Here is a 26607-nt window from a genome sequence, read left to right as displayed (position 1 = left end):
GAAGTTTATTTGTCTTTAAGTGGCCACAAAGAACATTCATCTAACTTTCATCCCAGTTTGGGAGCGCAGCTAATGAATGTTTTTCTTTAACACGATATCAGATTTCTGAGTAAGCACGATCTTGTTGAACAGTTCTTTCAGAAAAAGATACTCTTCGGGCTGATAGATGGACTTATCAAGCTGGGTAAGCTGGTAAAGACTCAGCACGTTGTCATCCTGATTAACCTGCATCATGAACTTGCCGCCTTTATTAGGAAGCGCCAGGCCAATGGCCTCGGGCTTGCTCTGAACCTCAAAGCCGGCAGGAAAGTTTAACTGCATAAGGACACGGGTCTCAGAAGCAGCACCCATATCAACAGGATAAAGCCGCTCTGCCAGCTTAAAGGGATTCTCCGACGTGCGATCCAGGAGGAAGGGATTTAGGAAAATACGGTCCTTCTTGAGATCATCGTAAGCCTTGATCTCTACGTCGTAGACTTCAGTCACCGGCTTCTCCAGCGAGTCGACATTGGATATATCGAACTTTAATATCTTCATTTTCGGCCACTTCTCTTCCAGCTTCTCAACATACTCATCGAGCGAGCTGCTTTTTTTCATCGCCGTCCTCTTGTTGTAAGCAGCATACCCCGAAGAGATAAATGAGATCTTGCCGCTCAGCGTACCATTGTCATTAAGAGCAAGTTGTACCGAATAGGTCTTGGTATCCTTCTGCGAAGCCTTGAGGTCTATCCAATAGGAGGGCTTGCTCAGGCTCATCACCCTTCCCTGATCATTGATGCAGCGAATAGGCAGAAGACCGAAGGGCAGGAGAGGTTCTGTTGCATCGAGCAGATAGGATTCTCCATTGATATTGACTTTTGAGACTACGTAATTAAAGTCGCTGGTAACAGGGAAAAGCTTATTTACGAATCCGTTATCCCGGGTGGAAAGGAGTACTACTTCAGCATCAAGACCGGCAGAAAGCAAAGCAGCGGTAAGACCTATATTGATATCAGCCACATTGCCGGTGTGCGTTTCGTATGCTTTCTTAACGCCATACTCTGCGTAAATGCCGATGATGTGATCCCATTTGTACCATTGATGCAGATACTGATAAATTGTTTTCGCCTTCTGAAGAGGATCAGGAATAGCGGCCGTCAGCGACGCCAGCTTTTCCTTGAAGAAATCTTTCTTCTTTAACTGAGAACCAAAATCTTCGTTTGTTTTAAGCTCCCGGTCAATGCTGCTCCATTCCTGAGTAACTTTATGCTTTACGCCATAGGGATCTACATAGTCTGAAAGCTCGAAGCTCATGGCCGACAGGAAGTTCTGCGCTGAGGTCATATTGTCCTCCTCAATGAAGGCCGGCACATCGGCCATCGCATAGGTCATGGCGGAGCAGTCAGCCTTAAAGCCTCCGCCGCCATTATAGCACTCCCGTTCAACCTTACCGCTGTTCTTGGTCAGCTTGTAAGGCCCTCGCAGAGACACATTGTAATTAAACACAGCAGGAATCCTTGCCAGATACTCACTGTAGATCTTAGGGATGTCTGACTGGAACTGCCATCCCCAGAATTGATAGATAAAGGGCGATTCGATGCGGTATTTATATTCAATGATGCTTCCCTTCCTCACATTCGGCATGGCAAACTTCGCCAGGTCGCGATACTTGCTCTTATTTTCCTTAAAGACCTGTTTTGGATCGAGGCTGGCTGTCCTGATCAGTCCCTGCTCGTCAGGATAAAACGTTATACCCTCGACATCACTTATTTTCTCAAAGACATTCGCGTTGTTCTTTCTTAGCGCAATGCTGATGTTGCCGTGGTTCAGGCCCTTTTCATTAAAGATCTTAATACGCACATGATGTTCAAAGATGAGGCTGAGGCCCACGCTTGTACTGATGTAGGCTGTGCCAAACTCCCTCAGCACAACGGCGTCGGCAGTGGTATCTTTTGCATAGCGGAGCATGTCAAATTCAGCCTGAGTAGGTTTTGCAAAAGTAAAATCACCGTCCTGGGCATAAGAAAAAAGAGGGAAGAGGGCAGCGAGGATAAGGTATAGAAACGCCTTCATTGTAATACGATTAGTTTTGTAAAATTATAAATACTTCCCGACACTGCAAGTATTTATATTGCTCAAAATGTGGTAAATGATACGCCAATTTGAATTGCTATTCTACGGCCGATTCTAATTTAATTTTCACACCTTTGCATAGGACAGTATTTAGCTGTTCTGAATTAAAACGAATGAAACTGAATCTTAAACGCCCTATTGCTTTCTTCGACTTAGAAGCTACGGGTACAGTGATCGGGCTGGACAGGATTGTAGAAATTGCTGTTTTGAAGGTATTACCCGACGGCTCCCAGGAAATGAAAAGCGCAAGGATCAATCCGAAAATGTCAATACCCTACGAGACATCGATCATACATGGCATCTATGACGAGGACGTAAAGGATGCACCAACCTTCAGGGATGTAGCGCAGGAGTACGCAGATTTTCTAACCGATTGCGACCTCGCGGGTTACAACTCCAACAAGTTTGACATTCCGATGCTCATGGAAGAATTCCTGAGAGCAGGGGTGGAGTTTGAGCTTGAAAACCGAAGATTTGTCGACGTGCAGAACATCTTTCACCAGATGGAACAAAGGACGCTGAAGGCGGCCTATAAGTTCTATTGCGGCAAAGAGATCGAAAATGCCCATTCTGCGCAGGCCGACACGATGGCCACCTATGAGGTACTCCTTGCCCAGCTGGACAAGTACAAGGACAAAGAATGGGAAGATAAGAAAGGAAACAAGTCTGTGCCCGTGCAGAATGATATCGACGCACTTCACACGTTCAGCAACATGAGCAGGCCGGTTGACTTTGCCGGAAGGATTGTGTATAACGACAATGGCATCGAGGTGTTCAACTTTGGAAAGCACAAGGGCAAGTGTGTAGAGGACGTATTTCAGTCAGAACCGAGTTACTATTCCTGGATGCAGCAGGGAGATTTCCCGCTATACACCAAACGTTGTCTGGAAAAGATCTGGGTGAGATGGAATGAAAAGAAAGTGATGATCAAACAGCAAACGGAAAAGACCGTAGTCTTTGACCGGCCCGAAGGAAGCAAGAGCATACAACAGGGACAGGCTCAAAGGCCGCATTTCCAAAAGAGGGAGTTTAAAGGCAATCCCAATCAGCCCCGACAGCAGCCAAGAAAAGAAAAGTCAGAGCCCATCACGAATGAGATGCTTGACCTGCTGAAGCAAAAGTTCGGAAAATAAGAATTTTCATAGCTCCCTGAGCCGCCGGCTGGGGAGCTATGAGTTTCCATCCTCCCCAGGCAGATCCTGCCTCAGAAAGCGAATATTCCTTGTCAATCCACTGTATTTGGTTCTCTTAACAGCCGACCCCTTAAATACTTTTTGAAAGACTTCCTCAGTAATTTCATCCCAGTCTTCTTTTTTAAGCTGAAGCAGATCGGGGTGGGGCTCAAAGTCGGGCTCCTGATGAGGCCTGGAAAAGCGGTTCCAGGGACACACATCCTGGCATACATCACAGCCAAACATCCAGTTATCCATCTGACCTTTGAATTCAGCCGGCAGCTCTTCTTTCAACTCAATGGTGAGGTACGAAATGCACCGGCTCCCGTCAACCACTCCCGGGGAAACAATGGCCTGAGTGGGACAGGCGTCGAGACAGCGGGTACAGGTGCCGCAATAGTCCTTCGCTGCGGGCAAGTCGTATTCGAGCTCGAGGTCAATGATCAGCTCTGCCAGAAAGAAGAAGGAGCCGCTATTTTTATTGATCAGGTTAGCGTTCTTACCCACCCAGCCCAGCCCGGAGCGTTTGGCCCAGGCGCGGTCAAGCACAGGAGCCGAATCTACAAAAGCGCGTCCGCTGACTTGGCCAACGCGATCAGATATCGACGTAAGAAGCTCCTTCAATTTATCTTTGATGACGTGGTGATAATCCCTTCCGTATGCATACTTGGAAAGCCGGGGGGCAAGAGAATCAGCCTGAGGCTGGTCAGTAAAATAGTTCAGACCCAGCGAGATCACAGAGCGTGCTCCCTCCACTAGTTTCCGTGGATCCAGCCTCTTATCGAAATAGTTCTCCATGTAGCTCATCTTCCCATGATAGCCCTTTTGCAGCCATTCTTCCAGCCGCGGAGCTTCGTCTTCGAGGAACTCTGCCTTTGCAATACCGCAAAACATAAAACCAAGCCGCCTCGCCTCATCCTTAATAAACTTACTGTTGCCAGAGTTTGCGGTAAACATATAAAGCAAATTTAGCCATAATTTATTCAACCTGGTCTACTGCGTAAACCGGCATCGCTACCCTGCAGCCTATGGCATATGAAACAAGGCCAGTGTATTGACATAGCTGAAAAGGCAGCATGCAGGATCGACAGCCTGCAGCATATGAAACGAACACAAGTCTGCTTCTGAGCGGTTCACCGCTCCAAAGAGAGCATCACGTAAAGGTTAACATTTGACCAGATCCGCTCCTGACCGCGCTCGCACCTGCAGCAATGTTGACCCGGCACTGCGTTTATGATCCTTTGACAAATCTTCGTGTCCTGCCGAAGGAGTGCCGAAGCGTTACCGAAGGAGTGCCGAAGCAGCTCGCATTCAGGGCAGACCACGTTCCAAACACGTTGCCGTTCCAGCCGGGTCGGAAAAATACCATCTTGTTGAGCTGAGATCTGTATCGGTCTGTGTCCGGAGTTAAGCAGAGCTTCAATTTATTCTCATTTTATTCAATTACTTCTTCTACTTTTGCCGCTTCATTATGTCGAAACAACAACATCCTATCTATAACTGGTCTTTTGGTCTTCTCTGCCTGAGTTCTTTGCTCTTCTCGGCGAGCTTTAACATGCTCATTCCTGAGCTGCCTTCCTATTTAAGTTCGATGGGCGGTGCGGAGTACAAGGGGCTTATCATCGCACTTTTCACCATTACCGCTGGAATTTCCAGACCCTTCAGCGGTAAGCTGACAGACACCGTAGGGCGTGTTCCGGTAATGGCAGTGGGCTCGATCGTTTGTTTCGTCTGCGGGTTTCTGTATCCGGTGCTCACTACTGTCGCCGGCTTTTTGTTTCTCAGGCTCATTCACGGATTCTCTACCGGCTTTAAGCCTACTGCAACGGCCGCCTACGTGGCAGATATTGTGCCCGTTAACCGATGGGGAGAGGCAATGGGAATACACGGACTCTGTTTCAGTACCGGCATGGCCATCGGTCCGGCTATTGGGAGTGCCATCACCGCCAACTATTCCATCAACGTGCTTTTCTATTGCTCTTCGCTCTTTGCTCTCCTTTCCATTGTCATTCTGATGAACATGAAGGAAACGGTTAAGCAGAAACAAAAATTCAGATTTTCACTACTGAGGATATCGAAGAATGAGATCATTGAAGGACGCGTCATCCCGGCCGCACTGGTGACCTTGCTTTCCTACATGGGCTACGGCGTACTCCTTACCTTAATTCCCGATCTGGGAGACCATCTCGGCATGAGGAACAAGGGGCTGTTCTTTATGACCTTCACGATCTCCTCTCTTTTAATCCGCTTCATAGCAGGGAAGGTGTCGGACCAGTACGGACGGGTAAAAGTAATTCAGGTAGCACTTCTTCTTCTGGGGATTGCATTCATCCTGATTGGCGCGGCTTCCAGCACTACAACCCTCCTTGCGGCTTCCGTTTTATATGGGGTGGCTACTGGCATTCTTTCTCCTGCAGTCAATGCTTGGACAGTAGACCTGAGTCACCCGGAACACAGAGGAAGGGCCATGGCGACCATGTACATCGCCCTGGAAGCAGGAATTGGCCTTGGCGCTTTTATTGCCGGACTTGTTTATCAGGACCACATCAGCCGGATTCCTTTTAACTTCTACATTTCCTCCGTTCTGACGTTTGGAGCACTTGTCTACGTAGTACTTCGCCAACGTAGCAGACCCACCGTTTAATACCAGCGGCTAGTTTTGCGGAGGAACGAAAAGAATGGATGACGGGGTTGCTACTGAATTAAAAACAAGCCTGAATCGACCGGCTAAAACTAAAAAGGAGAAGCTGTTTGCTTCCCCTTTTTAGTAAGCTAGTAATACAGAAAATCTACCGACGGACACGGGGAGCAGGCATTAAAATTCCCAGAGTTGCTTCTGCCACGTATCGCCCTATACTTCCAACGCTGCCTCCGCTACGGGGGCCATCTTCAGATTGAGTACCCGGCTGGTATGTTCACGAAGTTGCGCACACAGCTCCGGCTGCTCGTTGAGGGAGGTACCAAATGAAGGGATCAGCTCCCTCAGCTTCGCCTGCCATCTTTCCGACTTAAATTCTTCCTTAAAGCAACGTTCAAGCAGGTTGAGCATAATGGCGACAGCGGTGGATGCTCCTGGTGATGCGCCCAGCAAGGCCGCAAGGGTACCGTCCGACTCACTTACTACTTCTGTACCAAATTCAAGTATTCCACCCTTTTTAGGATCCTTCTTGATCACCTGCACCCGCTGGCCGGCAACTTCGAGTTCCCAATCCTCCATCCGGGCATTGGGAAAATAGTCCCTCAGCGTTTGTAACCTGTCCTCCGGCGACTGCACGACCTGCCCGACGAGGTAACGCGTAAGCGGCAGGTTAGCTAGCCCCGCTGAGATCATCGGAATAATATTGTTAGGCCGGAGAGACAGAAGCAGGTCAAAGAAAGACCCCTTCTTAAGAAACTTGGTAGAGAACCCGGCATACGGTCCAAAAAGCAACGCCTTTTTTCCGTTAATCACCCGGGTGTCTAAGTGGGGCACCGACATAGGAGGAGAGCCCACTTCAGCCTTGCCATACACCTTGGCTTCATGTTTTTCAATAACGGCCGGATTGGTACACACAAGCCATTGGCCGCTTACCGGAAATCCGCCAAAGCCCTTGCCTTCCTTAATGCCCGACTTTAGCAATAGCGGAAGAGATCCGCCGCCGGCACCGATAAAGACAAAGCGGGCTGATATCTCTTTTTCTTTGCGGGTGACCAGATCCTTCAGACGAATGTGCCAGCGACCGTTCTTATCCTGTCGGAGATCACGGACGTCGTGCTGGAACTCAAGCATCGTGTCGGGTAAGCTCTGTAACTTGGTGAACATACACCGGGTAAGGGCTCCAAAGTTCACATCCGTTCCCACAACCATTCGGGTGGCAGCAACCTTTTGCGACCTGTCTCTGCCCTGCATCACAAGCGGGATCCATTGCTTCAGCACTTCCGGATCATCTGAATATTCCATTCCCTTAAAAATAGGCTGCCTGACCATCGCCTCATACCTTTTCCTAAGGTATTCCACGTTCTGGTCGCCCCACACAAAACTGATATGGGGGATGCTTCTTATGAAATTTTTCGGCGGACAAATGTACCCGCTTTCAACCACGGAAGCCCAGAACTGTCGGGAGATCTCAAACGATTCAGCAATCTTTACCGCTTTCGTAGTATCAATACTTCCATCGGGCAGCTGAGGGGTGTAGTTAAGTTCACAAAATGCTGAGTGGCCGGTCCCGGCATTGTTCCATGCATCAGAACTTTCCGTAGCGGCAGCATTCTGGCGTTCATATATGTTAATCCTGATATTTGGCTCGAGCTGTTTAAGTAAGATACCCAGGGTGGCGCTCATGATACCAGCTCCAATTAAAACGACATCTGTTTCGGATTTACCGTAAGATTCTTGTTGATTCATGTTATACATAGGATAGAGTGCTAACCATGGTTCAAAAAATATGCCAGAGGGGGAGAAGCCAGGGCGAATAAAACGTGAAAGGGCCCCGGTATCCCGGAGCCCTTTCACGTTTTATTCGCCTGCCCGAAGCGTCGGGCACCTGATTTGTTATTTCTTCCTGCTCTGATCTTTGGCTTTAGCCTGCTGCTGGCGCATGTATTCATCCATACGCTGCTGAAACTTTGATTTCTTCTTTTCGGTTTCAGGCTTGTTCTTGTTCTCCTGAATACGCGCGTGAATCTTTTCATCATTCACCCACTGGCGAATAACGAACTGCTGCAAAAAGGTTAACAAGTTGGCAAGAAAATAGTAGTAATTCAAACCAGAAGGATAGCTGTTTAACACACCAAGGAAGATGATCGGGGTAATATACCCAACGTACTTCATCTGGCCGGTCACTCCCGAAGTCTGGTTATTGAAGTAGGTGATGACGAGCGTAGACACTGTCATCAGCAAACACATCAGACTGATGTGATCCACATTCAAGACCGGGATCCGGCTAAAGTTTATGACTGAATCGTAGGTAGACAAGTCCTTCATCCATAAAAAGCTCTCCTGTCTTAACTCGAACAAGTTAGGGAAGAAGAAGAAGAAGGCCATCACAATCGGCAGCTGCAGCACCATCGGGATACAGCCCCCAAGCGGATTTACGCCCGCTTTCTTATAAAGCTTCAGGTATTCCTGCTGCAGGAGGGTCGGGTTGTCTTCGCCCACTTTCGCTTTGATCTCGTCCATCTCGGGCTTCAGCACCCGCATCTTGGCCATTGAGAGGTACGACTTGTAGGTAAGGGGAGAAAGAACGAGCTTCAACAAAATCGTGAGCACGAGAATGATCAGCCCATAATTCCAGCCGAGCCCTTCAAGAAAGTTAAATATAGGAATAACTGCAACCCGGTTGATGTATTTCAGCGGTCCCCATCCGAGGTCAATCTGACGCTCTAAATCGTAGCCTTGCGCCTTCAGGGTATGGAAACGGTTAGGGCCAAAATAAAACTGGAGCGGGTAAACAGCCTGTGCTGTTTTAAGCGCCGGAAGCTGCATGCTTGCAGAGAACGTTTTCACTATTCCAGGCGCAGCTGAGGTGTTCACTGCGAGAGTTCCCTTATCAAACCCATTTCTGGCAATCAGCACGTTGGAAAAGAAATGCTGCTTGAAGGATATCCAGCGGACCTTCCCGTCTTCTCCAAGTTCTTTCTTCTCATCTTTAGTAGTACCGATATGGTCTACTTCATTGTCGCCATGGTTAAAGTATCCGCCCGAATACCTGTGCTCACTGTTGATATCCTTTTCCTTCTGCTTTAAAACGGCATCCCAGTTCAGAACAAGAGGCTGATTGGGAGAGATGACACTTTGAAGCCCGGTTGCAACAATGTTCAAGTCTACCTTATAACTGTTCCCTTTAAGGGAATAGATGTAGTCGATATACTGCGAATCGGAATATTTGAGACGCATGGTGACGGAGCCCGAGTCGGTATTGGCTACAGTAAGGCTTTGGGAAGAAGGGGTAAAGTAGAGGTTCTTCGTATTGATGATCGAATTACCTGCATGAAAAACAAGGCCGAAGCTGCTTTCGTTCTCGTCAAAAAGAATCACCGGCTTCTGATCGTATGTTTTGAATTCTTTAAGCTCAACGGAAGAAATTCTCCCGCCCTTTGTGCTTAAGTTAACTTTTACATGCTCATTCTGAAGAACTACAGAAGAATTAACGCCCTGATTGGCAGGACCAAAGGGACCGCGTAATGCTGCAGAATCGACAACAGGAGCTGCAGGTTTTGATGCCAGGGGCATTTTAACCGAAGGCTGCTTTCCTGACTTCACATTAGCCAAAGAATCCTGTAATAGCTGTTCCTTTTTTAACTGTTCTTCTGAAGGACGTGAGAAATAGGTAAAACCTATAAGAATAATAAGGATTAAGAATAATCCTGTGAACGTATTTCTATCCATTTATTTGCTGATATCCTCTTTCAAAATGTTATTCTTTCTGGCAAAAGCCAAAGAAGCGGCGACAAAGTTAACAAAAAGTGGGTGAGGATTAGCAACCGTCGATTTTAATTCAGGGTGAAACTGCCCGGCCACAAAAAACGGATGGTTTTTCAGCTCTACAATTTCAACCAGGTTATTATCAGGATTAATACCAGATGCAATCATTCCCGCCTCTTCATACTGTTTCAAATACTCGTTATTGAATTCATACCGGTGGCGGTGACGCTCGGTAATCTGGGTCTTGCCATATATTAATGCAGCCTTCGAACCCTTCCTGATGTCGCAGGTGTAAGCACCTAAACGCATCGTTCCCCCTTTATTCCTGATCTTTTTCTGCTCTTCCATCATGGATATAACCGGGTACTCGGTGTTTTCATCCATCTCTGTACTGTGTGCGCCTTTTAAGCCCAGCACATTGCGACCGAATTCTATAACAGCACATTGCATACCCAGACATATTCCGAAGAACGGTATCCCGTTTTCGCGGACGTGTCTGATTGCGATGATCTTCCCTTCGATACCTCTGTTACCAAAACCAGGCGCTACGAGTACACCGTGAAGGCCTGCGAGCCGTTCTGCTACATTTTCGTCGGTGATGCTCTCTGAATGTATGCATTCTACCTTCACCTTGCATTCATTGCTCGCCCCTGCGTGTATAAACGCCTCATTGATCGACTTGTAGGCGTCCGGAAGTTCAACATATTTGCCTACCAGACCGATGCGCACTTCAGAGGTAGGGTTCTTTAAACGCCCCAGGAAATTCTTCCAGTTCTCCAGATTAGGTTCGCTCTTGCTTGAAAGTTTTAGTTTTGCCAGTACCGTGCGGTCAAGCTGCTCTTTCAGCATCAGCAGAGGCACATCATAGATCGTGGAAGCGTCAATTGATTCTACCACGGCGTTAATATTCACATTACAGAAAAGTGCGATCTTTCTTCTCAGATCAAGCGACAAGCGGTGTTCAGTACGGCACACCAGTATATCGGGCTGAATTCCGTACTCAAGCAAGGTCTTCACCGAGTGCTGCGTCGGCTTGGTTTTGAGCTCTCCGGCAGCTGCAAGGAATGGGATCAGGGTAAGATGGATCACCAGGGAATTGTTATAGCCTGTTTCCCAGCGGAACTGACGTACCGCCTCAATATAGGGCAGTGATTCAATATCGCCTACAGTACCGCCCAGCTCAGTGATCACAATGTCGTACTCACCATTTTCGCCAAGTATCCTGATATTCCTTTTAATCTCGTCGGTAATGTGAGGAATAACCTGCACCGTCTTGCCCAGATAGGCACCCTCGCGCTCCTGATTGATCACGTTCTGATAAATACGGCCGGTTGTGATGTTGTTCGCCTGAGAGGTTGGTACGTTTAAAAAGCGCTCATAATGACCAAGGTCAAGGTCAGTTTCTGCTCCGTCCTCTGTTACATAGCACTCACCGTGCTCGTACGGATTCAAAGTTCCGGGATCAATGTTAATGTAAGGATCGAACTTTTGAATGGTTACCCTGTAACCACGAGCCTGCAGCAGCTTTGCTAATGAAGCAGAAATAATCCCTTTTCCTAACGACGAAGTTACGCCGCCCGTAACAAAAATATATTTGGTCATGTGAATAGTGAATTTTCATGAACCGCCTGATTTGGCATTGGCAGATCATGTTTTTGTACGGGTTACAAAGGTAGGGGAAAAAAGCCGAAAGCAGAAATCTAAAAGGGCTGAGCTAACGAAAATAGATATCCACATTGGCGGGCCGGTGTGGATTGCGTAAAGCAGTTCTTCTGAAAGTATGGGCTAAAAGATTACCTTTGCCATTTACATCCAAGAAATCCTGAATGGTAAAATTTAACAGATCTACCCTAAGCAATGGCCTGCGGGTACTTGTTCACGAGGACCACACAACACCTATGGCCGTGGTCAACATTCTATATAACGTTGGAGCGCGGGATGAAGATCCTGAGAAAACGGGATTTGCCCATCTCTTCGAACACCTGATGTTTGGCGGTTCAATAAACATCCCTACTTATGACGAGCCGCTTCAGCGGGTCGGAGGCGAAAACAATGCCTTCACAAGCAATGACATCACCAACTATTATATCAGCCTTCCTGCTACCAACCTGGAGACGGCGTTCTGGCTCGAAAGCGACCGCATGCTGAGCCTTGCCTTTTCAGAGAAAAGCCTTGAAGTGCAGAGGAACGTCGTGTGCGAGGAGTTCAAACAGCGCTATCTCAACCATCCCTACGGGGATGTCTGGCTGAAGCTGAGGCCACTGGCTTACAAGAGTCACCCATACCGCTGGGCAACGATAGGCAAGGAGCTTTCGCACATTGAAGACGCCCGCATGGAAGATGTCAGGGCCTTCTTTAAAAAATATTACACGCCATCCAACGCGATCCTGGTGGTCGCCGGAGATATAAAGTCAGATGAGGTAATGCAGCTGGTAGAAAAATGGTTTGGCGAAATCCCTCCAGGTGAAAAGCATAACAGGGTAGTACCTCAGGAAGAGGTGCAGCTTGAGGAAAGAAGAGAAACTGTTCATGCGGACGTTCCCTTGAATGCGATTTACATAACTTTTCATATGCCTGCACGAACAGAAGCCGGATACTACGAGGCAGACCTCATCTCCGATATTCTTTCGCGTGGCAATTCTTCGCGCCTGTATGTTAACCTCATTAAGGAGCAAAAACTGTTCAGCGAGATCAACGCCTACGTGACGGGGAGCATTGATCCGGGATTACTTGTTATCGAAGGGAAACCTCTGGACGGAATTTCGGTAGAACACGCCGAAAAGGCCGTATGGGATCTCCTGGAGAAATTAAAAGAAGAGCTTGTGCCAGATGAAGAACTGACGAAAGTAAAGAACAAGGTCGAGTCGACTATGGTCTTTGCGGAGATGTCCCTGCTCGACAAAGCAATGAACCTTGCTTTCTTTGAACTTTTGGGCGACGCGGAAGAACTGAACAGGGAAACTGAAAAGTACCTGAAGGTATCAGCTGAAGACATAAGAAACAGTTCCGCCGAAATTTTTAAGCGGACCAATTGCTCAACCTTACTATATCTCGCCAATAAATGATTGACAGAAAGATAGCCCCTGCATTTAAGCAGGTGGAAACAATTAATTTAATAAAAGCAGCACCTGCAGTACTCGACAACGGAATTCCGGTCTATGTAGTAAACTCGGGAGACCAGGGCATGGTGCGGATCGAGCTGATCTTTAACAACGTCAACTGGAACGTGGTCAAGCCGCTTCAGGCATTTGCCACTAACTCCATGATCACTGAGGGCACCAGTACGCTGAGCGCCTTTAAAATTGCTGAACGCATCGACTACTACGGCGCATTTCTTCAAAACGACTACAATTACGACGTATCTTCGGTAACCGTTTATAGCCTTGGCAAACACCTCGACCATGTGCTGAGCGTGGTAAAGGAAGTTATAACTGATGCTATTTTTCCTGAAGAGGAGCTAGAAACGTTCAAGACTAACCAAAAACAAAAGCTTCTGGTTAATCTCGAGAAAAATGATTTTGTAGCAAGGCGCACCTTCAACAATGCGCTTTTCGGCGAAACGCTTTACGGCTATAACATCGAGGCGGCAGATTACGACAGGCTCACCCGCGAGGAGCTGGTAGAATATTTCCATCTTGCTTACCAGCCGAAAAACTGCAGCATCCTCGTCTCCGGTCACGTTGACGATTCGGTACTTAATTTACTCAACAAATACTTCGGCCGTAATTGGGATAAAAGTCTGAGTGTGGCCAAAAACGTATTTTCATTTGCGGTACAGACAGGCGACTCCTATTTTATAGAAAGACCAGAGGCTATTCAGTCGGCACTGCGCGTTGGCCAGATCTCCATTAATCGGGCTCACCCTGACTTTCCAGCCCTTCAGGTTCTCAACACCATATTAGGCGGCTATTTCGGCTCGCGCCTCATGGCCAATATCCGCGAAGACAAAGGATATACCTATGGCATCGGCTCTGCACTCGTGTCGCTGCAGCATTCCGGTTATTTCTTCATTGCCTCAGAAGTTGGCGCAGAAGTAGCCACAGCAACGATGACTGAGATAGAGAGCGAAATAAAGATTTTGCAGACAGAGCTGGTAACAGAGGAGGAACTGAGTCTCGTTAAAAACTACATGCTGGGCGCATTCCTGGGCAGTCTGGAAAACGCATTCTCGCATGCCGACAAGTTCAAGAACATCTGGTTTTCGGGGCTTGACTACGACTACTACGACCGGTATATAAGAACCGTCAGGGAGATAAAACCAGACACATTACTTGAACTCGCCCGCTTTTACCTCAACTTTGATTCATTGAACAAGGTTATCGTCGGCAAAAAGTAGGCTCAGAAGGCTAATTCGTCCTTGTGCATTTTCTATATAATCCGTAGCTTCGCCCATGCAAGAGAAAATTATCATTCTTGACTTCGGCTCGCAATACACCCAGTTAATTGCACGCCGGGTAAGGGAACTTAACGTTTATTGTGAGATCCATCCTTTCAATCACCTTCCAGAATTTGATCAAACTGTAAAGGGAGTTATTTTTTCAGGTAGCCCGTACTCTGTTCGCCAGGATGATGCTCCGCAGATAGATCTTTCGCTTTTCCACACTAAATTTCCGTTGCTGGGAGTATGTTATGGAGCACAATATCTCGCACATACTTCAGGAGGAGAGGTTGTTCCATCCACCATCCGGGAATACGGAAGAGCAAATCTCCAGTCTGTAGACGACTCTCATCCGCTGTTAAAAAACATTCCGACGGATTCACAGGTTTGGATGTCGCATGGTGATACCATCTCAAGTATACCCGGCGAGTTTGAAGTGATCGCCAGCACAGACACCGTCAGAGTAGCAGCTTTTCATATCAAAGGAAGCAAAACTTACGGCATTCAGTTCCACCCCGAAGTAACTCACAGCACCGACGGCAAACAGCTGCTTGAAAATTTCCTCGTCGACATCTGCGGCTGTAAGCAGGATTGGACACCCGACTCATTTGTTGAGAGCACTATTGCCTCTCTGCGTGAAAAGCTGGGTAACGATAAAGTTGTTTTGGGCTTGTCAGGAGGGGTTGATTCTTCAGTGGCTGCTGTTTTACTGCACCGCGCTATAGGACCAAACCTGCACTGCATATTTGTAGACAACGGACTGCTCAGAAAGAACGAATTTGAGCAGGTTCTCGACTCTTACAAGCACATGGGACTTAATGTCAGGGGAATAGATGCCAAAGACCGTTTCCTGGGGCAATTAGCGGGTATTAAAGACCCTGAGCAAAAGCGCAAGGTTATAGGCCGCGTTTTTATCGAAGTGTTTGATGATGCAGCGCACCAGGTAAAGGATGTTAAGTGGCTGGCACAAGGGACTATATACCCTGATGTAATCGAATCCGTTTCGGTAAAAGGGCCCTCTGCTACTATTAAGTCTCACCATAATGTTGGCGGGCTTCCTGACTTCATGAAACTAAAAGTGGTTGAACCGCTAAACACTTTATTTAAAGACGAAGTGAGGAAAGTAGGGAAGACCCTTGGTATTGATGATATCATTCTCCAAAGGCATCCTTTCCCGGGACCAGGCCTTGCAATCCGCATTCTGGGTGACATTACGCCTGAGAAGGTAGCGATCCTGCAGGAGGCTGACGCCATCTACATCAACAGCCTGAAATCGTCGGGATGGTATGACAAAGTGTGGCAGGCCGGCGCCATCTACCTGCCTGTACAGTCGGTCGGTGTAATGGGTGATGAAAGAACATATGAAAATGTAGTATGTCTTCGTGCAGTAGGCTCTGTTGACGGAATGACTGCCGACTGGAGTCATCTGCCTTATGAACTGCTGGCCAGGATTTCCAATGAGATCATCAACAACGTAAAGGGCATCAACAGGGTAGTATACGATATCAGTTCAAAACCACCTGCAACCATTGAATGGGAGTAGGCTATTCATCTGAGGCCTTTTGGAAAACTATAATTCAAAATATCACAACCAGCTAAGGACTTTCCGCAGAATACTTGATGAGTATTCTGCGGATGCTCCTCTGGCCAGATTCCTGCCTGTTTTCTTTCGGGCAAACCGGCAGATGGGCTCTGCCGACAGACGGAATGCATCCAGACTGATATACAATTACTTCCGGCTGGGAAAAGCGGTGTCTTCACTGCCTCCTGATGAGCGCTTATTCGTGTCCGAGTTTCTTTGCAACACCGACAGCAGCCCCTTCCTGGCGTACTTTAAGCCCGAACTGGCTGAACGTATCACGCTGCCACTGGATGAAAAGATTAAGCAGGTCTCAGAAACGGTCAGCAGTTTCAATTTGTCAGATGTTTTCCCATTTACCAGGCATCTGTCGAAAGACATTGAGGTACATCAATTCCTTAAGTCTTTCTTCATCCAGCCAGACCTCTTTATCCGGCTTCATCCAGGAAAAGAAAAGTTAGTTAAGGAACGACTGCGAAATGCAGACCTTAGTTTCCAGGAGTTGTCTCCGAACTCGCTTGCTTTACAGAACGGCACCAAGCTCGATCAGCTCTTTAAAGAAGAAATGACACCATTTGAAGTGCAGGACCTATCCTCTCAGGAAACAGGTTTGCTTTTTAAGCCAATGGCAGGAGATTATTGGTGGGATTGTTGTGCAGCTTCGGGTGGAAAATCGCTTCTGCTCTTTCAGCAGGAAGCAAACGTCCGGATCCTCGCTTCTGATCTCCGCGAAAACATCCTGGATAACCTGGACAAGCGGTTTCGAAACGCAGGACTTACCAGGTTTCAAAAGAAAGTTCTTGATCTGACCAGGAATCCGGCACCTTTCATGCACGACTATCACTTCGATGGGATCCTTCTTGATGCTCCGTGCAGTGGTTCCGGCACATGGGGAAGAACACCTGAGCTCATCAGTCAGTTCAAACCTTCAAGGATCGACGTGTTCCAACGGCTCCAAAGAAGCATAGCTTCAAACGTTGCTCCTTATTTAAAAGAAGGGAAGCCTCTTATATACATGACCTGCTCAGTCTTCCGGGAGGAAAACGAAGAAAACGTAGAATTCATCGCCCGTGAGTTAGGTTTCACGATCGAGTCGCAGAATGTCATCAAAGGTTACAATAGGAGAGCCGACACCATGTTCGCCGCCAGGCTTATCAAGAACGGTCCCGTACAGCACTAAGATTTCCTCTCGTTAAATGCCGGTATTGGTTCTGAACAACTTGATGGCAATGGCGAGCAGGATCACTCCAAATGCTTTGCGCAGAATGTTCAGACCTGACTTTCCAAGCAGGCGTTCAAGCAGAACCACATTTTTCAGAACGAAGTAAACAAAGATCATGTTTAAAACGATGCCCACCAGGATATTCTGTGTGGCATATTCCGACTTTAGCGAAAGGAGGGTAGTCATGGTGCCAGCACCGGCAATTAAAGGAAAGGCCAGCGGCACAATGGAGACTGTCTCAGGAACCTCTTCCTTAAAAAAGTTAACTCCAAGGATCATCTCCATGGCAATGAAGAAGATCACAAAGGAACCAGCTATGGCAAATGAGGCGACATCAAGACCGATGATATTGAGCAGCTGAGTACCAAGAAATAAAAAGAGGATCATCAGAATAAGTGAGACCAGCGTGGCCTTCTCTGATTGAATGTGTCCGGCCTTCTTCCTTAATTCAATCACTACCGGAATAGAACCAATAATATCAATGATCGCAAACAGGATCATGGTAACGGAAATAATCTGTTTGTGATTAAATACTAAGTATTCTTCCATAAAGTAGCCTCCTTATTTCAGCCGCAAAGATAAAAAAAGAAAGGGAGGTTAAACCTTTTGACCTCCCTTTAATTCTCTTACAGATCCTCTTCCTTGACCAGCTCCCGCACTTTACTATGCCTTCGCCCGTAATAGAAGTAGATCGCTATGCCAAGCGCCATCCAGATGAAAAGCCGGATCCAGCTTTCAACCGGCAGGGAATACATGAGATAAACGCAAACCACAATTCCCATGATCGGCACAAAGGGCACAAAAGGCGTCCGGAACGGCCTGACAGCATGAGGCAGTTTCCCCCTCATCACCATAACTCCTATACAAACCAGCACAAAGGCAAATAAGGTACCGATGCTTACCATATGTCCCAGATCCGACACGGGAACAAAACCTGCGAAAATGCTGACGAAGAACATAAAGAAAACATTGGTTTTCCATGGAGTCGCAAACTTTGGATGAATAGAACTGAAAAATCTCGGCAGCAGGCCATCCTTTGACATGGTATAAAACACGCGCGACTGCCCCATGAGCATCACCAGGATCACAGAAGTATAACCGGCAAGGATTGCGATGATAAGTGCATCCTGCAGGAAGCTATATCCCGTTTTTGCAAAAGCCGTAGCCGCCGGTTTGGCATCGCCTGCAAAATCTTTATAGTTCACCAGTCCGGTCATGACATGCGCAAATAACACATAAAGGATCGTGCAGACCACTAGAGAACCGAGAATACCGATCGGCATCCCCTTTTTGGGGTTTTTTGCTTCCTGTGCTGCTGTTGATACCGCGTCAAAACCGATGAAAGCAAAAAAGACGACTGCCGCACCTGTCGAGATTCCCGTCCAGCCGAAGTGTTCAAACTTTCCGTTGTTTTCAGGAATATAAGGATGGTAGTTTGCAGGATTAATATGGTTCCACCCAAGTGCAATGAATATCAGGACAACGGCCACTTTCACTACCACGAGCACGTTGTTCATTCTCGCTGATTCCTTCGTGCCGCGCATCAGGACCAGAGAAAGAAGCATGACCACAAAGATGGCAGGCAGATTGATATATCCCCCCTGGATAATAGTCCCGTCGCCTAAGCGCACCGTCTCCCATGGAGAAACAGCGAGCTGGTGGGGAATAGCAATATTGTATTTATGAAGGAACTCCATCAGATACCTCGACCAGCTCACAGAAACAGTAGCAGCACCGAGGGCGTACTCGAGAACAAGATCCCAGCCAATGATCCAGGCCGTAAACTCACCCATAGTAGCGTAGGAGTACGTATACGCGCTTCCAGCCACCGGGATCATGGACGCAAATTCAGCATAGCAGAGCCCTGCAAATGCACAGGCTACAGCAGCAAGAATGAAAGAAATGGTCACTGCTGGCCCTGCATTTTCAGCAGCAGCAATACCGGTAAGAGAGAACAGTCCTGCTCCAATAATGGCACCAATACCTAAGGCGACAAGATTAAAACTGGAAAGCGATCTCCTCAAATGACCTTCGCCACTGGCGCCAGCCTCGAGCAATAGCTGTTCTATGGATTTCTTGTAAAACATGAGGTTTGTTTACGTTTTTAATAAAGAGTTACACTAATAATTGAAATTTCACCAAACCTAATGCTTTTTCTGTACAAAAAAGAAGGCATATGTATAAAAAATTGCGTTTTTTAGCAGAAACTAAAAGGTGATACTGGTCACAAAATGGTAAGCTAATGAGCAAGCCCCCTCTTACTCTATGCAAAAACAGGGTAAGCAGGCTTATTTCCTGAAATCAAGTACCTCTGCATCAGTTTTTCCCAGCAAAGAAATGCTGTTCGGCTTCACTGTATGTTCGATCGGGCTTGCTTGCTTCTTAATGCCGCTGCTCTCTGCGTTAGCAGACGGACCCACAGCTATGTGAGGTGCAATGATTAAAGAAACAATTGACATCAGCTTAATCAGGATATTCATAGATGGCCCGGAGGTGTCCTTGAAAGGATCACCCACCGTGTCGCCGGTAACAGATGCTTTATGCGGATCAGAGTTCTTATAGAAGATTTCTCCCTTTATATCGGCTCCCTTCTCAAACGACTTCTTTGCGTTATCCCAGGCACCGCCCGCATTTGACTGAAACATCCCTAGTAATACACCCGAAACCGTTACACCTGCCAGCAGACCACCAAGCACTTCGGGCCCCAGGCTGAACCCGATCAGGACAGGAACGATGATAGCAATGGCTCCCGGCAACAGCATCTCCCGGATAGACGCCTTGGTAGAAATAGCAATACATTTCTCGTATTCAGGCTTTGCCTTGTATTCCATAATTCCCGGAATCTCACGGAACTGTCTCCTCACTTCCTGCACCATATCCATAGCCGCACGTCCTACAGCGGCGATAGCCAGGGAAGAGAAGATATACGGTATCATGCCACCCACAAAAAGTCCCGCCAGTACATTGGCCTTATAGATATCAATGGAATTAATGCCGGCAATTCCTACGAAGGCTGCAAACAGGGCGAGGGAGGTGAGAGCTGCGGAGGCTATGGCAAAGCCCTTCCCGGTTGCAGCAGTAGTATTTCCAACCGCGTCCAGATTGTCTGTCCTTCTTCTTACCTCTTCCGGCAGCTTGCTCATTTCAGCGATTCCGCCGGCGTTATCGGCAATAGGCCCGAAGGCATCGATTGCTAACTGCATGGCCGTGGTAGCCATCATCCCGGCTGCTGCTATTGCCACACCATACAAGCCTGCGAAATAGTAAGATCCGTAGATCCCCAGGGCCAGAACCACTGCCGGCATTAGCGTCGATTCCATCCCGACAGAAATCCCGCCGATTATATTAGTTGCATGTCCCGTCCCCGAACGGTTTACAATAGACAATACCGGCCTTTTTCCCATTGCTGTGTAATACTCTGTGATGAGGCTCATCAGCGTACCAACTATCAGGCCCACCACGATCGAAAAAAACACATCTGTTTTTTCGAAGCTCACGCCGCGTATGCTCATCGTGTCGGGAAGAAGCCATTGCACCGCGAAATAGGAAGCGATCGCCGTTAAGATAATTGACAACCAGTTTCCGGTATTAAGAGCATTCTGAACGCTGTCGGTTTCATTTTTAATCCGGACAAAAGCTGTCGACACGATGGAGAAGAGAAGGCCGATACCTGCAATAAGCATGGGAAGCAAAACTGGCGCAATACCTCCAAAACTGTCGGCAGAGACAATCTCGCGGCCCAGTACCATCGTGGCAAGAATGGTAGCAACATAGGAGCCGAACAGGTCTGCACCCATTCCTGCGACGTCGCCAACGTTATCGCCAACATTATCAGCAATGGTAGCAGGGTTCCTCACGTCGTCTTCCGGTATTCCAGCCTCCACCTTACCAACAAGATCCGCCCCTACGTCGGCGGCCTTGGTATAAATTCCCCCTCCAACACGTGCGAACAAGGCAATTGATTCAGCGCCTAAAGAGAACCCGGCCAGCACCTCAAGCGCTTTCTCCATACCAGCGCCGTTTACACTTCCGCCCACGCTGACTACGTACATTTGATAGAACACAATAAACAAAATCCCGAGCCCCATAACTGCCAGTCCGGCAACTCCGAGGCCCATCACACTGCCTCCGGTAAAGGAGACCTTAAGCGCCCGGGCAAGACTTGTACGTGCAGCCTGCGTAGTCCGTACATTGGCTTTTGTGGCAATATTCATCCCGATGTACCCTGCGAGTGCAGAGGTAAAGGCTCCGATAATAAACGAGATGGCGATCACCCAGCTTGATGTTTCAACAAGAGTGCCCGACCAGGCCAGCAAGGCGGCGCCTATAATAACGAAATAGGAGAGTATCTTCCATTCGGCCCTCAAAAAGGCCATTGACCCCGAGGCGATGTACCCCGCCAGCGTGTTCATCGTTTCATCCCCCGATTCCTGTCGCGATACCCAACGTGACTTGGCTAGCATAACAAGAATACCGATCAGTCCCATACAGGGAATAATGTAGATTAAATTGGTGTAGAATAGATCCATTAGAAAGGTTTGTGAGTTAGTAAAAAGCCAAATATAGATTCGTTACTTCTATAATCAAATAAAAATGGGATGAAATAAGTTTTATTTTTTCGCTTTTAAACAAACCAGGCCCATCTCTGAAACGCTTACAAAAGTTTAGTCGACCATTTTACCTGACTTTTTAAGATACCGCACAAAGAGATAGAGTGCGGTTACGACAACCAATGCAACGGTCAGCAGGGTATTTCTCAGGCCTGTATCTCCTCTTGTTACTTCAGGATAATTAAGCAAAAGGAGCAGCACAATCCCCGCAAGCCACACATACTGAGTATTATATTCCTTCAGTACCCAGCGCTTTGCGTTGAAGCGCATACTTTTCATCGTTTGTCCCAGTCCATTGAATTTGATCAGCCACCTGTTCACCCTGCTGCAATACGCAGAAAAGTCGGCTCCGAACTTCTTCCTTAAGAAATTCTCCTCTGCCAGAACAATGGCCTGGTAGATAAAGAGGAAGAGCGGCATAAAAACGGCCAGGAACAGAAGCGAATTGGATAAAATTCCGACACCCAGCAGCATCAGGATGTTACCCACATACAGGGGATTCCTGCAGTGATTAAAGACACCTTCGGTAACCAGCTTATCAGCATATACCTTTTTATCCCGGCCACCGCGTACAATGTAAGCCAGACCTATAGTTAATCCACGAATTAGCTGTCCGGAGACGGTTATCAGGAGGCCGAGAACGATCGGCCATAAATAATACGCAGTACCGAGTGCCTCAGGCCTGAACACCTTAGGGGAAGGAATAAAGAGCGCGAGGTACAAAAAGATAAAAAGGAAGTTGCGGTATTTGAAAAAGAAGTTTCCTATCGCGATCATCTTAATTTTTTATAGCTACTACGCCTGAGAAATTATACCATTTAAAGAACACCTCACAATGCGAGAAACCAGACTCCCGGAGCATCAGAATGTTCTCGCTAAGCTTGTACGGAATCAGCACATTCTCCAGCGCCTCTCTCTTCTGCGCAATCTCCATTTCGCTGTAATGATTCCTCCGCTTCATTTCGTAGTAATATTTGATAAAATTCCTGTTAAACAGGCTCTCCTCCGCCAATATCTTTTCCACCAGGATCAGAACTCCCCCGGGAACAAGTCCTTCTACAATAGTTTTCAGTACTTTTTCGCGCGCAATCGGCCTGATGAACTGAAGGGTCAGACAAAGCACCACAACTGAAGCATTTTCAACTTTAAAGCCCTCATGCATATTCTCGGCAACAAGCTCGTAGGGCCGGGTAAAGCCGGCTTCCTTCAGCTTTTCATCGCATTTCTCAAGCATTTGAGATGACTCGTCGATACCAACAAAACGAATGTCGTTATCTACAGTGGTGTTCATGCCTATCATGGTTGTTCCGGTCGAGCAGCCCAGGTCATACACATTCGTCCTCTTTTGTGCGTGGTCGGCGGCAATTTCAGATATCATGCGCTGCATCTCGCCATAAAAAGGCACGGAGCGGCTTACCATATCATCAAACACCCCTGCGACTTTGGCCCCGAACTTAAAGTCGGACACTTTTGTGATCTCCTCGCTGAAGACCTTATCCCGCTGCTCGTCGGGAAGATTCGAATTAATTGGTTCTGAGTTAGGTAACATATCTAAAATTTTACTATAAACTATTGATGAGGTAAATTGTTGCTTCCAGTCACAACTTTCTTCTAATCTAAGCAATAGAGCTGCAATCAGAATCTGGTTTGCGACGAACACCTTAAAATTTAGTACCTTTGCCCGCTTATTTCATAGGGAATAAGCATTCAACTAGTTATATAGAAGCAATCAAGAGCAATGAAGCAGAACGTAAAAGTCGGAATCGTGCAAATGAGCTGCACGGCGAGCAAAGAAGAAAACCTCGCAAAAGCGATTGTTAAAGTCCGGGAAGCAGCAGAGAAAGGCGCAGAGATCGTGTGCTTGCAGGAGCTCTTCACATCACTGTATTTTTGTGACGTAGAAGACTACAGCAATTTTCTTCTTGCAGAAAGCATTCCTGGCCCTTCTACCGCGTCGCTGGCGGAAGTAGCGAAGGAGTTAAACGTGGTCATCATCGCGTCCCTGTTTGAGAAAAGGACTCAGGGCTTGTATCACAATACCACTGCTGTTCTTGATGCCGACGGCAGCTATCTTGGAAAATACCGGAAGATGCACATTCCAGACGACCCCGGCTATTATGAAAAGTTCTACTTCACGCCGGGCGATATGGGATATAAAGTATTTAAAACGCGCTACGCTACCATCGGCGTCCTGATCTGCTGGGATCAGTGGTACCCTGAAGCAGCCCGCATAACCTCTCTTATGGGCGCTGAGATCCTGTTCTTCCCGACCGCTATAGGCTGGGCTTCTTCACAGGATGTAGACACGAACACCGAGCAGTATAATGCCTGGCAGACCATTCAGAGAAGCCATGCAGTAGCTAATGGCGTTCACGTGGTCAGCGTTAACCGGGTAGGGGATGAAGGCCCCATGAAGTTCTGGGGCGGGTCATTTATCGCAAATCCCTTCGGAACAGTACTTTATCAGGGTTCTCACCAGGAGGAAGAAGTGCACGTAGAAGAACTGGACCTGAGCAAGTCAGACCGCTACCGCACACACTGGCCTTTTCTCCGCGACAGAAGAATAGACTCTTACGAGCCGATCACCAAACGATACATCGACGAGGACTAAGAAGGTACACATGATTTCAGAACACGCAACGCCCAGGAGCCTGGGCTACCGCTTCCCTGCAGAATGGGCTCCGCATGAGGCTACTTGGCTTAGCTGGCCACATAAAGAAGCGAGCTGGCCAGGAAAAATTGATGCCATTTACGGCAAGTACAGCGAGTTTGTAAAAGTTCTTGCTTCCGGCGAAAAGGTGAGGATCAACGTCAACGACGAGCAGATGAAAGCCTTTGCGCTTTCGCACTTAAAGGATGCCGGCGCAGACCTCTCCATGGTTGAGTTCTTCATTCATCCAACCAACGACGCCTGGTGCCGCGATCACGGACCAGCATTTTTGGTAAACCCTCTCGCTGAGATAAAAAAAGTGATCGTTGACTGGGGCTATAACGCCTGGGGAGGAAAGTATCCGCCCTTCGACCTTGATGACGTCATCCCCTCCAGGATCGGCGCTCATTATAATATCCCCGTATTTCATCCTGGCATTGTCATGGAAGGGGGCTCGGTTGAATTCAATGGAAACGGTACCTTGCTGACCTCTACATGCTGCCTGCTGAACGAAAACCGTAACCCACATCTCAATCGGAATCAGATTGAAAAATATTTGAACGAGTTTTATGGTGTTGAACAGGTATTATGGGTTGGAGAAGGCATTGTAGGCGATGACACCGACGGGCACATAGACGACACGGTACGCTTCGTAAATGAAGATACGGTACTAACCGTTATCGAGACGAAAAAAGACGATGAAAACTATCAGCTGCTGCAAGACAATCTGCGGGAGCTTAAGTCGATGCGTCTCTTAAACGGGAAGCAATTGAATGTTGTAGAGCTCCCCATGCCGGATGCAGTTGTCTATGACGACATGCGCCTGCCCGCGTCCTACGCCAACTTTTACATCAGCAATAAGCACGTGATCGTGCCCACGTACCGGTGCGCTAATGACGACAAAGCGCTTACGATTATTCAGTCCTGCTTCCCGGACCGGGAGGTAACAGGAATTGATTCTACCGACATCATCTGGGGTCTTGGCAGTTTTCACTGCCTCAGCCAGCAGGAACCTGCTGTATAAAAGCAAAAAGGAGCAGAAACATCATCCGCGTTTCTGCTCCTTTTTTTATCAAATCTTTCCTTAACCTTAGAAGTACATGATCAGACCGTTACGTACTACAACCGACTTCCATATTGAATCGTCTGTAAACTCCAGGTTCATCAGCTTGCCATACTTGCCCGAGTCTGTTTTAATACCTCCTTTTATAAAACCATTCTTTATGGAGTAAGTCTGACCTCTTAACATAACAGGCTTGTCTAAATGAAACTGACCGACGGTGATATACTCTGTGCTCGTTTCGAAGAGCATAGAGTATTGAGTATCTATCTCCCGGACGTTTACTCCTGAGAGCGTCAGAAATGCCGAGTTGCTGAATAGAAAAGCGTGATTCTGTCGTGTGTTCCGTACCAGCTTGCCCGAAAGGCCAGTGATGGTCGAAGAACGAAGGCCGTCAAATTTGATCCGGTCCTGGGTATTAATGTTTGAGATGGTCCAGAAATCGTTTGACATTCCATTCTGCACAAATTCCATCCCATAGTCGCTGTTAGGAGCAGGTCCGAAGAAACTGTTTGCAAGTGTACCGAACTGGGTCGATATCACCTTGAGGTTATTTTTACATTGCTCAGCGGTAACACCTGTGATAACAGGGGCATAAACCTTATTAAACGTAATATTAGACTGATTACAGGCGTTGGCTACTGAATTTGACAACGTAATATTTCCATCAGAGCCTGAGTCGTTTACGCCTTCAAAATAGAATCCATAGTCGCAGGCATAAGCGTGGCATTTGTCAATGTAGGTGTCTCTCACCCGATATGTTCTTACACCCGTCATGCATCCCCAGAACTTACAGTTATTGATGTTGTTCATACCGGAGCTCTTTATCCAAATTCCTACGGCACAGCGCTCAAAGATACAGTCGGAAATATCAACGAAACATGCACCTTCTACATAGATACCATCAGGCCGAGACACGTTGTCGGTATAAAAATAAAAATTCTTAAAAGAGAACTTCGTGTCCTGTTGCGAAACGATGTCGGTCAGGATATTAAAGCGACCGCCTTTTAAGAAAATAGTTGAATTAGAACCGTTAAAAAGAATCCCCTTTCTAACCAGATTACCCTTGCCCTTATAATTAGCATTGATGTCGCTGCCGATGATATATTTTCCTCCGCCGAAGTTAATGGCTGTAATACCCTCCGTCCTCATCGCATAGGCCACGGCCTGGTTAATAGCAGGAGAGTCGTCCTTATCGTCGAAAGCATTCGCACCGAAATCTTCAGGGCGGACAAAATTCACCTTTTCGTTAACTGAAACAATTGTACTGGTCTGCGCAAGGCAAAAGCTGAAGGGCAGAAATAAGAAGAGAACAAGAACTGATAATTTCATAGTAAATCTATTAAAAGAGTCGCACCATCATTAGGAACGTGATTCTGCTATTCCTGCCAGGCTATCACTCCCGATAACGAGCTGGGTGC

The 26607-nt window shown here is 47.4% G+C and carries 19 protein-coding genes; 8 read left to right on the top strand and 11 right to left on the bottom strand.

Going from position 1 to position 26607, the window contains the following annotated elements:
• Nucleotides 1-69 precede the first annotated feature (69 nt).
• Nucleotides 70-2052: a DUF3857 domain-containing protein gene (locus tag ACES2C_RS16730; RefSeq protein ID WP_374164212.1), complete on the bottom strand. Its 1983-nt coding sequence runs from the start codon at nucleotides 2050-2052 to the stop codon at nucleotides 70-72.
• Between the two features lie 173 nt (nucleotides 2053-2225).
• Between ACES2C_RS16730 and ACES2C_RS16725 the strand changes: the two genes are divergently transcribed.
• Nucleotides 2226-3245 (top strand): exonuclease domain-containing protein, encoded by a 1020-nt coding sequence (locus ACES2C_RS16725; protein WP_374164211.1) that lies wholly within the window; start codon nucleotides 2226-2228, stop codon nucleotides 3243-3245.
• A gap of 36 nt (nucleotides 3246-3281) precedes the next feature.
• Here the strand turns inward: ACES2C_RS16725 and queG are convergent, their stop codons facing one another.
• Complete coding sequence (gene queG, locus ACES2C_RS16720) at nucleotides 3282-4241, bottom strand: tRNA epoxyqueuosine(34) reductase QueG (RefSeq protein WP_374164210.1); 960 nt, start codon at nucleotides 4239-4241, stop codon at nucleotides 3282-3284.
• Nucleotides 4242-4755: 514 nt separating this feature from the next.
• Here queG and ACES2C_RS16715 point away from each other — a divergent pair.
• A complete protein-coding gene (locus ACES2C_RS16715) occupies nucleotides 4756-5928 on the top strand; it encodes an MFS transporter (protein ID WP_374164209.1) in 1173 nt (390 codons plus the stop codon).
• 207 nt (nucleotides 5929-6135) lie between these two features.
• Here ACES2C_RS16715 and ACES2C_RS16710 read toward each other — a convergent pair whose 3' ends face one another.
• The 3 genes from ACES2C_RS16710 to ACES2C_RS16700 form a co-directional block, all read right to left on the bottom strand.
• On the bottom strand, nucleotides 6136-7677 hold the full coding sequence (locus ACES2C_RS16710; RefSeq protein ID WP_374164208.1) for a malate:quinone oxidoreductase: 1542 nt from the start codon (nucleotides 7675-7677) through the stop codon (nucleotides 6136-6138).
• 138 nt (nucleotides 7678-7815) lie between these two features.
• Nucleotides 7816-9651 (bottom strand): membrane protein insertase YidC, encoded by a 1836-nt coding sequence (gene yidC, locus ACES2C_RS16705; protein WP_374164207.1) that lies wholly within the window; start codon nucleotides 9649-9651, stop codon nucleotides 7816-7818.
• Nucleotides 9652-11289, bottom strand: coding sequence for a CTP synthase (locus tag ACES2C_RS16700; RefSeq protein WP_374164206.1), 1638 nt, complete (start codon nucleotides 11287-11289; stop codon nucleotides 9652-9654).
• 224 nt (nucleotides 11290-11513) lie between these two features.
• Here ACES2C_RS16700 and ACES2C_RS16695 point away from each other — a divergent pair, with 224 nt between their 5' ends.
• The 4 genes from ACES2C_RS16695 to ACES2C_RS16680 are packed head-to-tail and all read left to right on the top strand — an operon-like array spanning nucleotide 11514 to nucleotide 16824.
• Entirely contained in the window at nucleotides 11514-12752 is a 1239-nt protein-coding gene (locus ACES2C_RS16695) for a M16 family metallopeptidase (protein WP_374164205.1), read from the top strand.
• Complete coding sequence (locus ACES2C_RS16690) at nucleotides 12749-14023, top strand: M16 family metallopeptidase (protein ID WP_374164204.1); 1275 nt, start codon at nucleotides 12749-12751, stop codon at nucleotides 14021-14023. The genes ACES2C_RS16695 and ACES2C_RS16690 overlap by 4 nt, the downstream gene beginning before the upstream one ends.
• A 55-nt stretch (nucleotides 14024-14078) precedes the next feature.
• A complete protein-coding gene (gene guaA, locus ACES2C_RS16685) occupies nucleotides 14079-15608 on the top strand; it encodes a glutamine-hydrolyzing GMP synthase (RefSeq protein ID WP_374164203.1) in 1530 nt (509 codons plus the stop codon).
• A gap of 19 nt (nucleotides 15609-15627) precedes the next feature.
• Complete coding sequence (locus tag ACES2C_RS16680) at nucleotides 15628-16824, top strand: RsmB/NOP family class I SAM-dependent RNA methyltransferase (protein ID WP_374164202.1); 1197 nt, start codon at nucleotides 15628-15630, stop codon at nucleotides 16822-16824.
• Between the two features lie 12 nt (nucleotides 16825-16836).
• Here the strand turns inward: ACES2C_RS16680 and ACES2C_RS16675 are convergent, their stop codons facing one another.
• The 5 genes from ACES2C_RS16675 to cmoA form a co-directional block, all read right to left on the bottom strand.
• The gene (locus ACES2C_RS16675; RefSeq protein ID WP_374164201.1) at nucleotides 16837-17415 is read right to left on the bottom strand and encodes a MarC family protein; all 579 of its coding nucleotides are present in this window, start codon (nucleotides 17413-17415) and stop codon (nucleotides 16837-16839) included.
• A gap of 77 nt (nucleotides 17416-17492) precedes the next feature.
• Nucleotides 17493-18953, bottom strand: a complete 1461-nt coding sequence (locus tag ACES2C_RS16670; protein ID WP_374164200.1) for an amino acid permease — start codon at nucleotides 18951-18953, stop codon at nucleotides 17493-17495.
• Between the two features lie 201 nt (nucleotides 18954-19154).
• Complete coding sequence (locus ACES2C_RS16665) at nucleotides 19155-21395, bottom strand: sodium-translocating pyrophosphatase (RefSeq protein ID WP_374164199.1); 2241 nt, start codon at nucleotides 21393-21395, stop codon at nucleotides 19155-19157.
• 135 nt (nucleotides 21396-21530) lie between these two features.
• Nucleotides 21531-22253, bottom strand: coding sequence for an isoprenylcysteine carboxylmethyltransferase family protein (locus ACES2C_RS16660; protein WP_374164198.1), 723 nt, complete (start codon nucleotides 22251-22253; stop codon nucleotides 21531-21533).
• Between the two features lies 1 nt (nucleotide 22254).
• Complete coding sequence (cmoA, locus tag ACES2C_RS16655; protein WP_374164197.1) at nucleotides 22255-23025, bottom strand: carboxy-S-adenosyl-L-methionine synthase CmoA; 771 nt, start codon at nucleotides 23023-23025, stop codon at nucleotides 22255-22257.
• Between the two features lie 189 nt (nucleotides 23026-23214).
• Here cmoA and ACES2C_RS16650 point away from each other — a divergent pair, with 189 nt between their 5' ends.
• Nucleotides 23215-24087: a carbon-nitrogen hydrolase gene (locus ACES2C_RS16650; RefSeq protein WP_374164196.1), complete on the top strand. Its 873-nt coding sequence runs from the start codon at nucleotides 23215-23217 to the stop codon at nucleotides 24085-24087.
• A 10-nt stretch (nucleotides 24088-24097) separates the two neighbouring features.
• Nucleotides 24098-25150, top strand: a complete 1053-nt coding sequence (locus tag ACES2C_RS16645) for an agmatine/peptidylarginine deiminase (RefSeq protein ID WP_374164195.1) — start codon at nucleotides 24098-24100, stop codon at nucleotides 25148-25150.
• 66 nt (nucleotides 25151-25216) lie between these two features.
• On the opposite strand, the gene ACES2C_RS16640 is transcribed toward ACES2C_RS16645, so the two are convergent.
• Nucleotides 25217-26518, bottom strand: coding sequence for a NosD domain-containing protein (locus ACES2C_RS16640; RefSeq protein ID WP_374164194.1), 1302 nt, complete (start codon nucleotides 26516-26518; stop codon nucleotides 25217-25219).
• Nucleotides 26519-26607: the final 89 nt, after the last annotated feature.

This window comes from Arcticibacter sp. MXS-1 (assembly GCF_041902385.1).
Lineage (GTDB): Bacteria > Bacteroidota > Bacteroidia > Sphingobacteriales > Sphingobacteriaceae > Arcticibacter.
Note: the sequence above shows the minus strand (reverse complement) of the source record. Positions and strands in the feature narration are given on the sequence as shown.

What these genes read in the sequence shown, in the direction of transcription:
- ACES2C_RS16675 (WP_374164201.1), bottom strand. Translation starts at nt 17,415, where the DNA reads ATGGAAGAATACTTAGTATTTAATCACAAACAGATTATTTCCGTTACC.
- ACES2C_RS16690 (WP_374164204.1), top strand. Translation starts at nt 12,749, where the DNA reads ATGATTGACAGAAAGATAGCCCCTGCATTTAAGCAGGTGGAAACAATT.
- guaA (WP_374164203.1), top strand. Translation starts at nt 14,079, where the DNA reads ATGCAAGAGAAAATTATCATTCTTGACTTCGGCTCGCAATACACCCAG.
- ACES2C_RS16710 (WP_374164208.1), bottom strand. Translation starts at nt 7,677, where the DNA reads ATGTATAACATGAATCAACAAGAATCTTACGGTAAATCCGAAACAGAT.
- queG (WP_374164210.1), bottom strand. Translation starts at nt 4,241, where the DNA reads ATGTTTACCGCAAACTCTGGCAACAGTAAGTTTATTAAGGATGAGGCG.
- ACES2C_RS16715 (WP_374164209.1), top strand. Translation starts at nt 4,756, where the DNA reads ATGTCGAAACAACAACATCCTATCTATAACTGGTCTTTTGGTCTTCTC.
- ACES2C_RS16725 (WP_374164211.1), top strand. Translation starts at nt 2,226, where the DNA reads ATGAAACTGAATCTTAAACGCCCTATTGCTTTCTTCGACTTAGAAGCT.
- ACES2C_RS16670 (WP_374164200.1), bottom strand. Translation starts at nt 18,953, where the DNA reads ATGTTTTACAAGAAATCCATAGAACAGCTATTGCTCGAGGCTGGCGCC.
- ACES2C_RS16695 (WP_374164205.1), top strand. Translation starts at nt 11,514, where the DNA reads ATGGTAAAATTTAACAGATCTACCCTAAGCAATGGCCTGCGGGTACTT.
- ACES2C_RS16660 (WP_374164198.1), bottom strand. Translation starts at nt 22,253, where the DNA reads ATGATCGCGATAGGAAACTTCTTTTTCAAATACCGCAACTTCCTTTTT.
- ACES2C_RS16700 (WP_374164206.1), bottom strand. Translation starts at nt 11,289, where the DNA reads ATGACCAAATATATTTTTGTTACGGGCGGCGTAACTTCGTCGTTAGGA.
- yidC (WP_374164207.1), bottom strand. Translation starts at nt 9,651, where the DNA reads ATGGATAGAAATACGTTCACAGGATTATTCTTAATCCTTATTATTCTT.
- ACES2C_RS16645 (WP_374164195.1), top strand. Translation starts at nt 24,098, where the DNA reads ATGATTTCAGAACACGCAACGCCCAGGAGCCTGGGCTACCGCTTCCCT.
- ACES2C_RS16730 (WP_374164212.1), bottom strand. Translation starts at nt 2,052, where the DNA reads ATGAAGGCGTTTCTATACCTTATCCTCGCTGCCCTCTTCCCTCTTTTT.
- cmoA (WP_374164197.1), bottom strand. Translation starts at nt 23,025, where the DNA reads ATGTTACCTAACTCAGAACCAATTAATTCGAATCTTCCCGACGAGCAG.
- ACES2C_RS16650 (WP_374164196.1), top strand. Translation starts at nt 23,215, where the DNA reads ATGAAGCAGAACGTAAAAGTCGGAATCGTGCAAATGAGCTGCACGGCG.
- ACES2C_RS16665 (WP_374164199.1), bottom strand. Translation starts at nt 21,395, where the DNA reads ATGGATCTATTCTACACCAATTTAATCTACATTATTCCCTGTATGGGA.
- ACES2C_RS16640 (WP_374164194.1), bottom strand. Translation starts at nt 26,518, where the DNA reads ATGAAATTATCAGTTCTTGTTCTCTTCTTATTTCTGCCCTTCAGCTTT.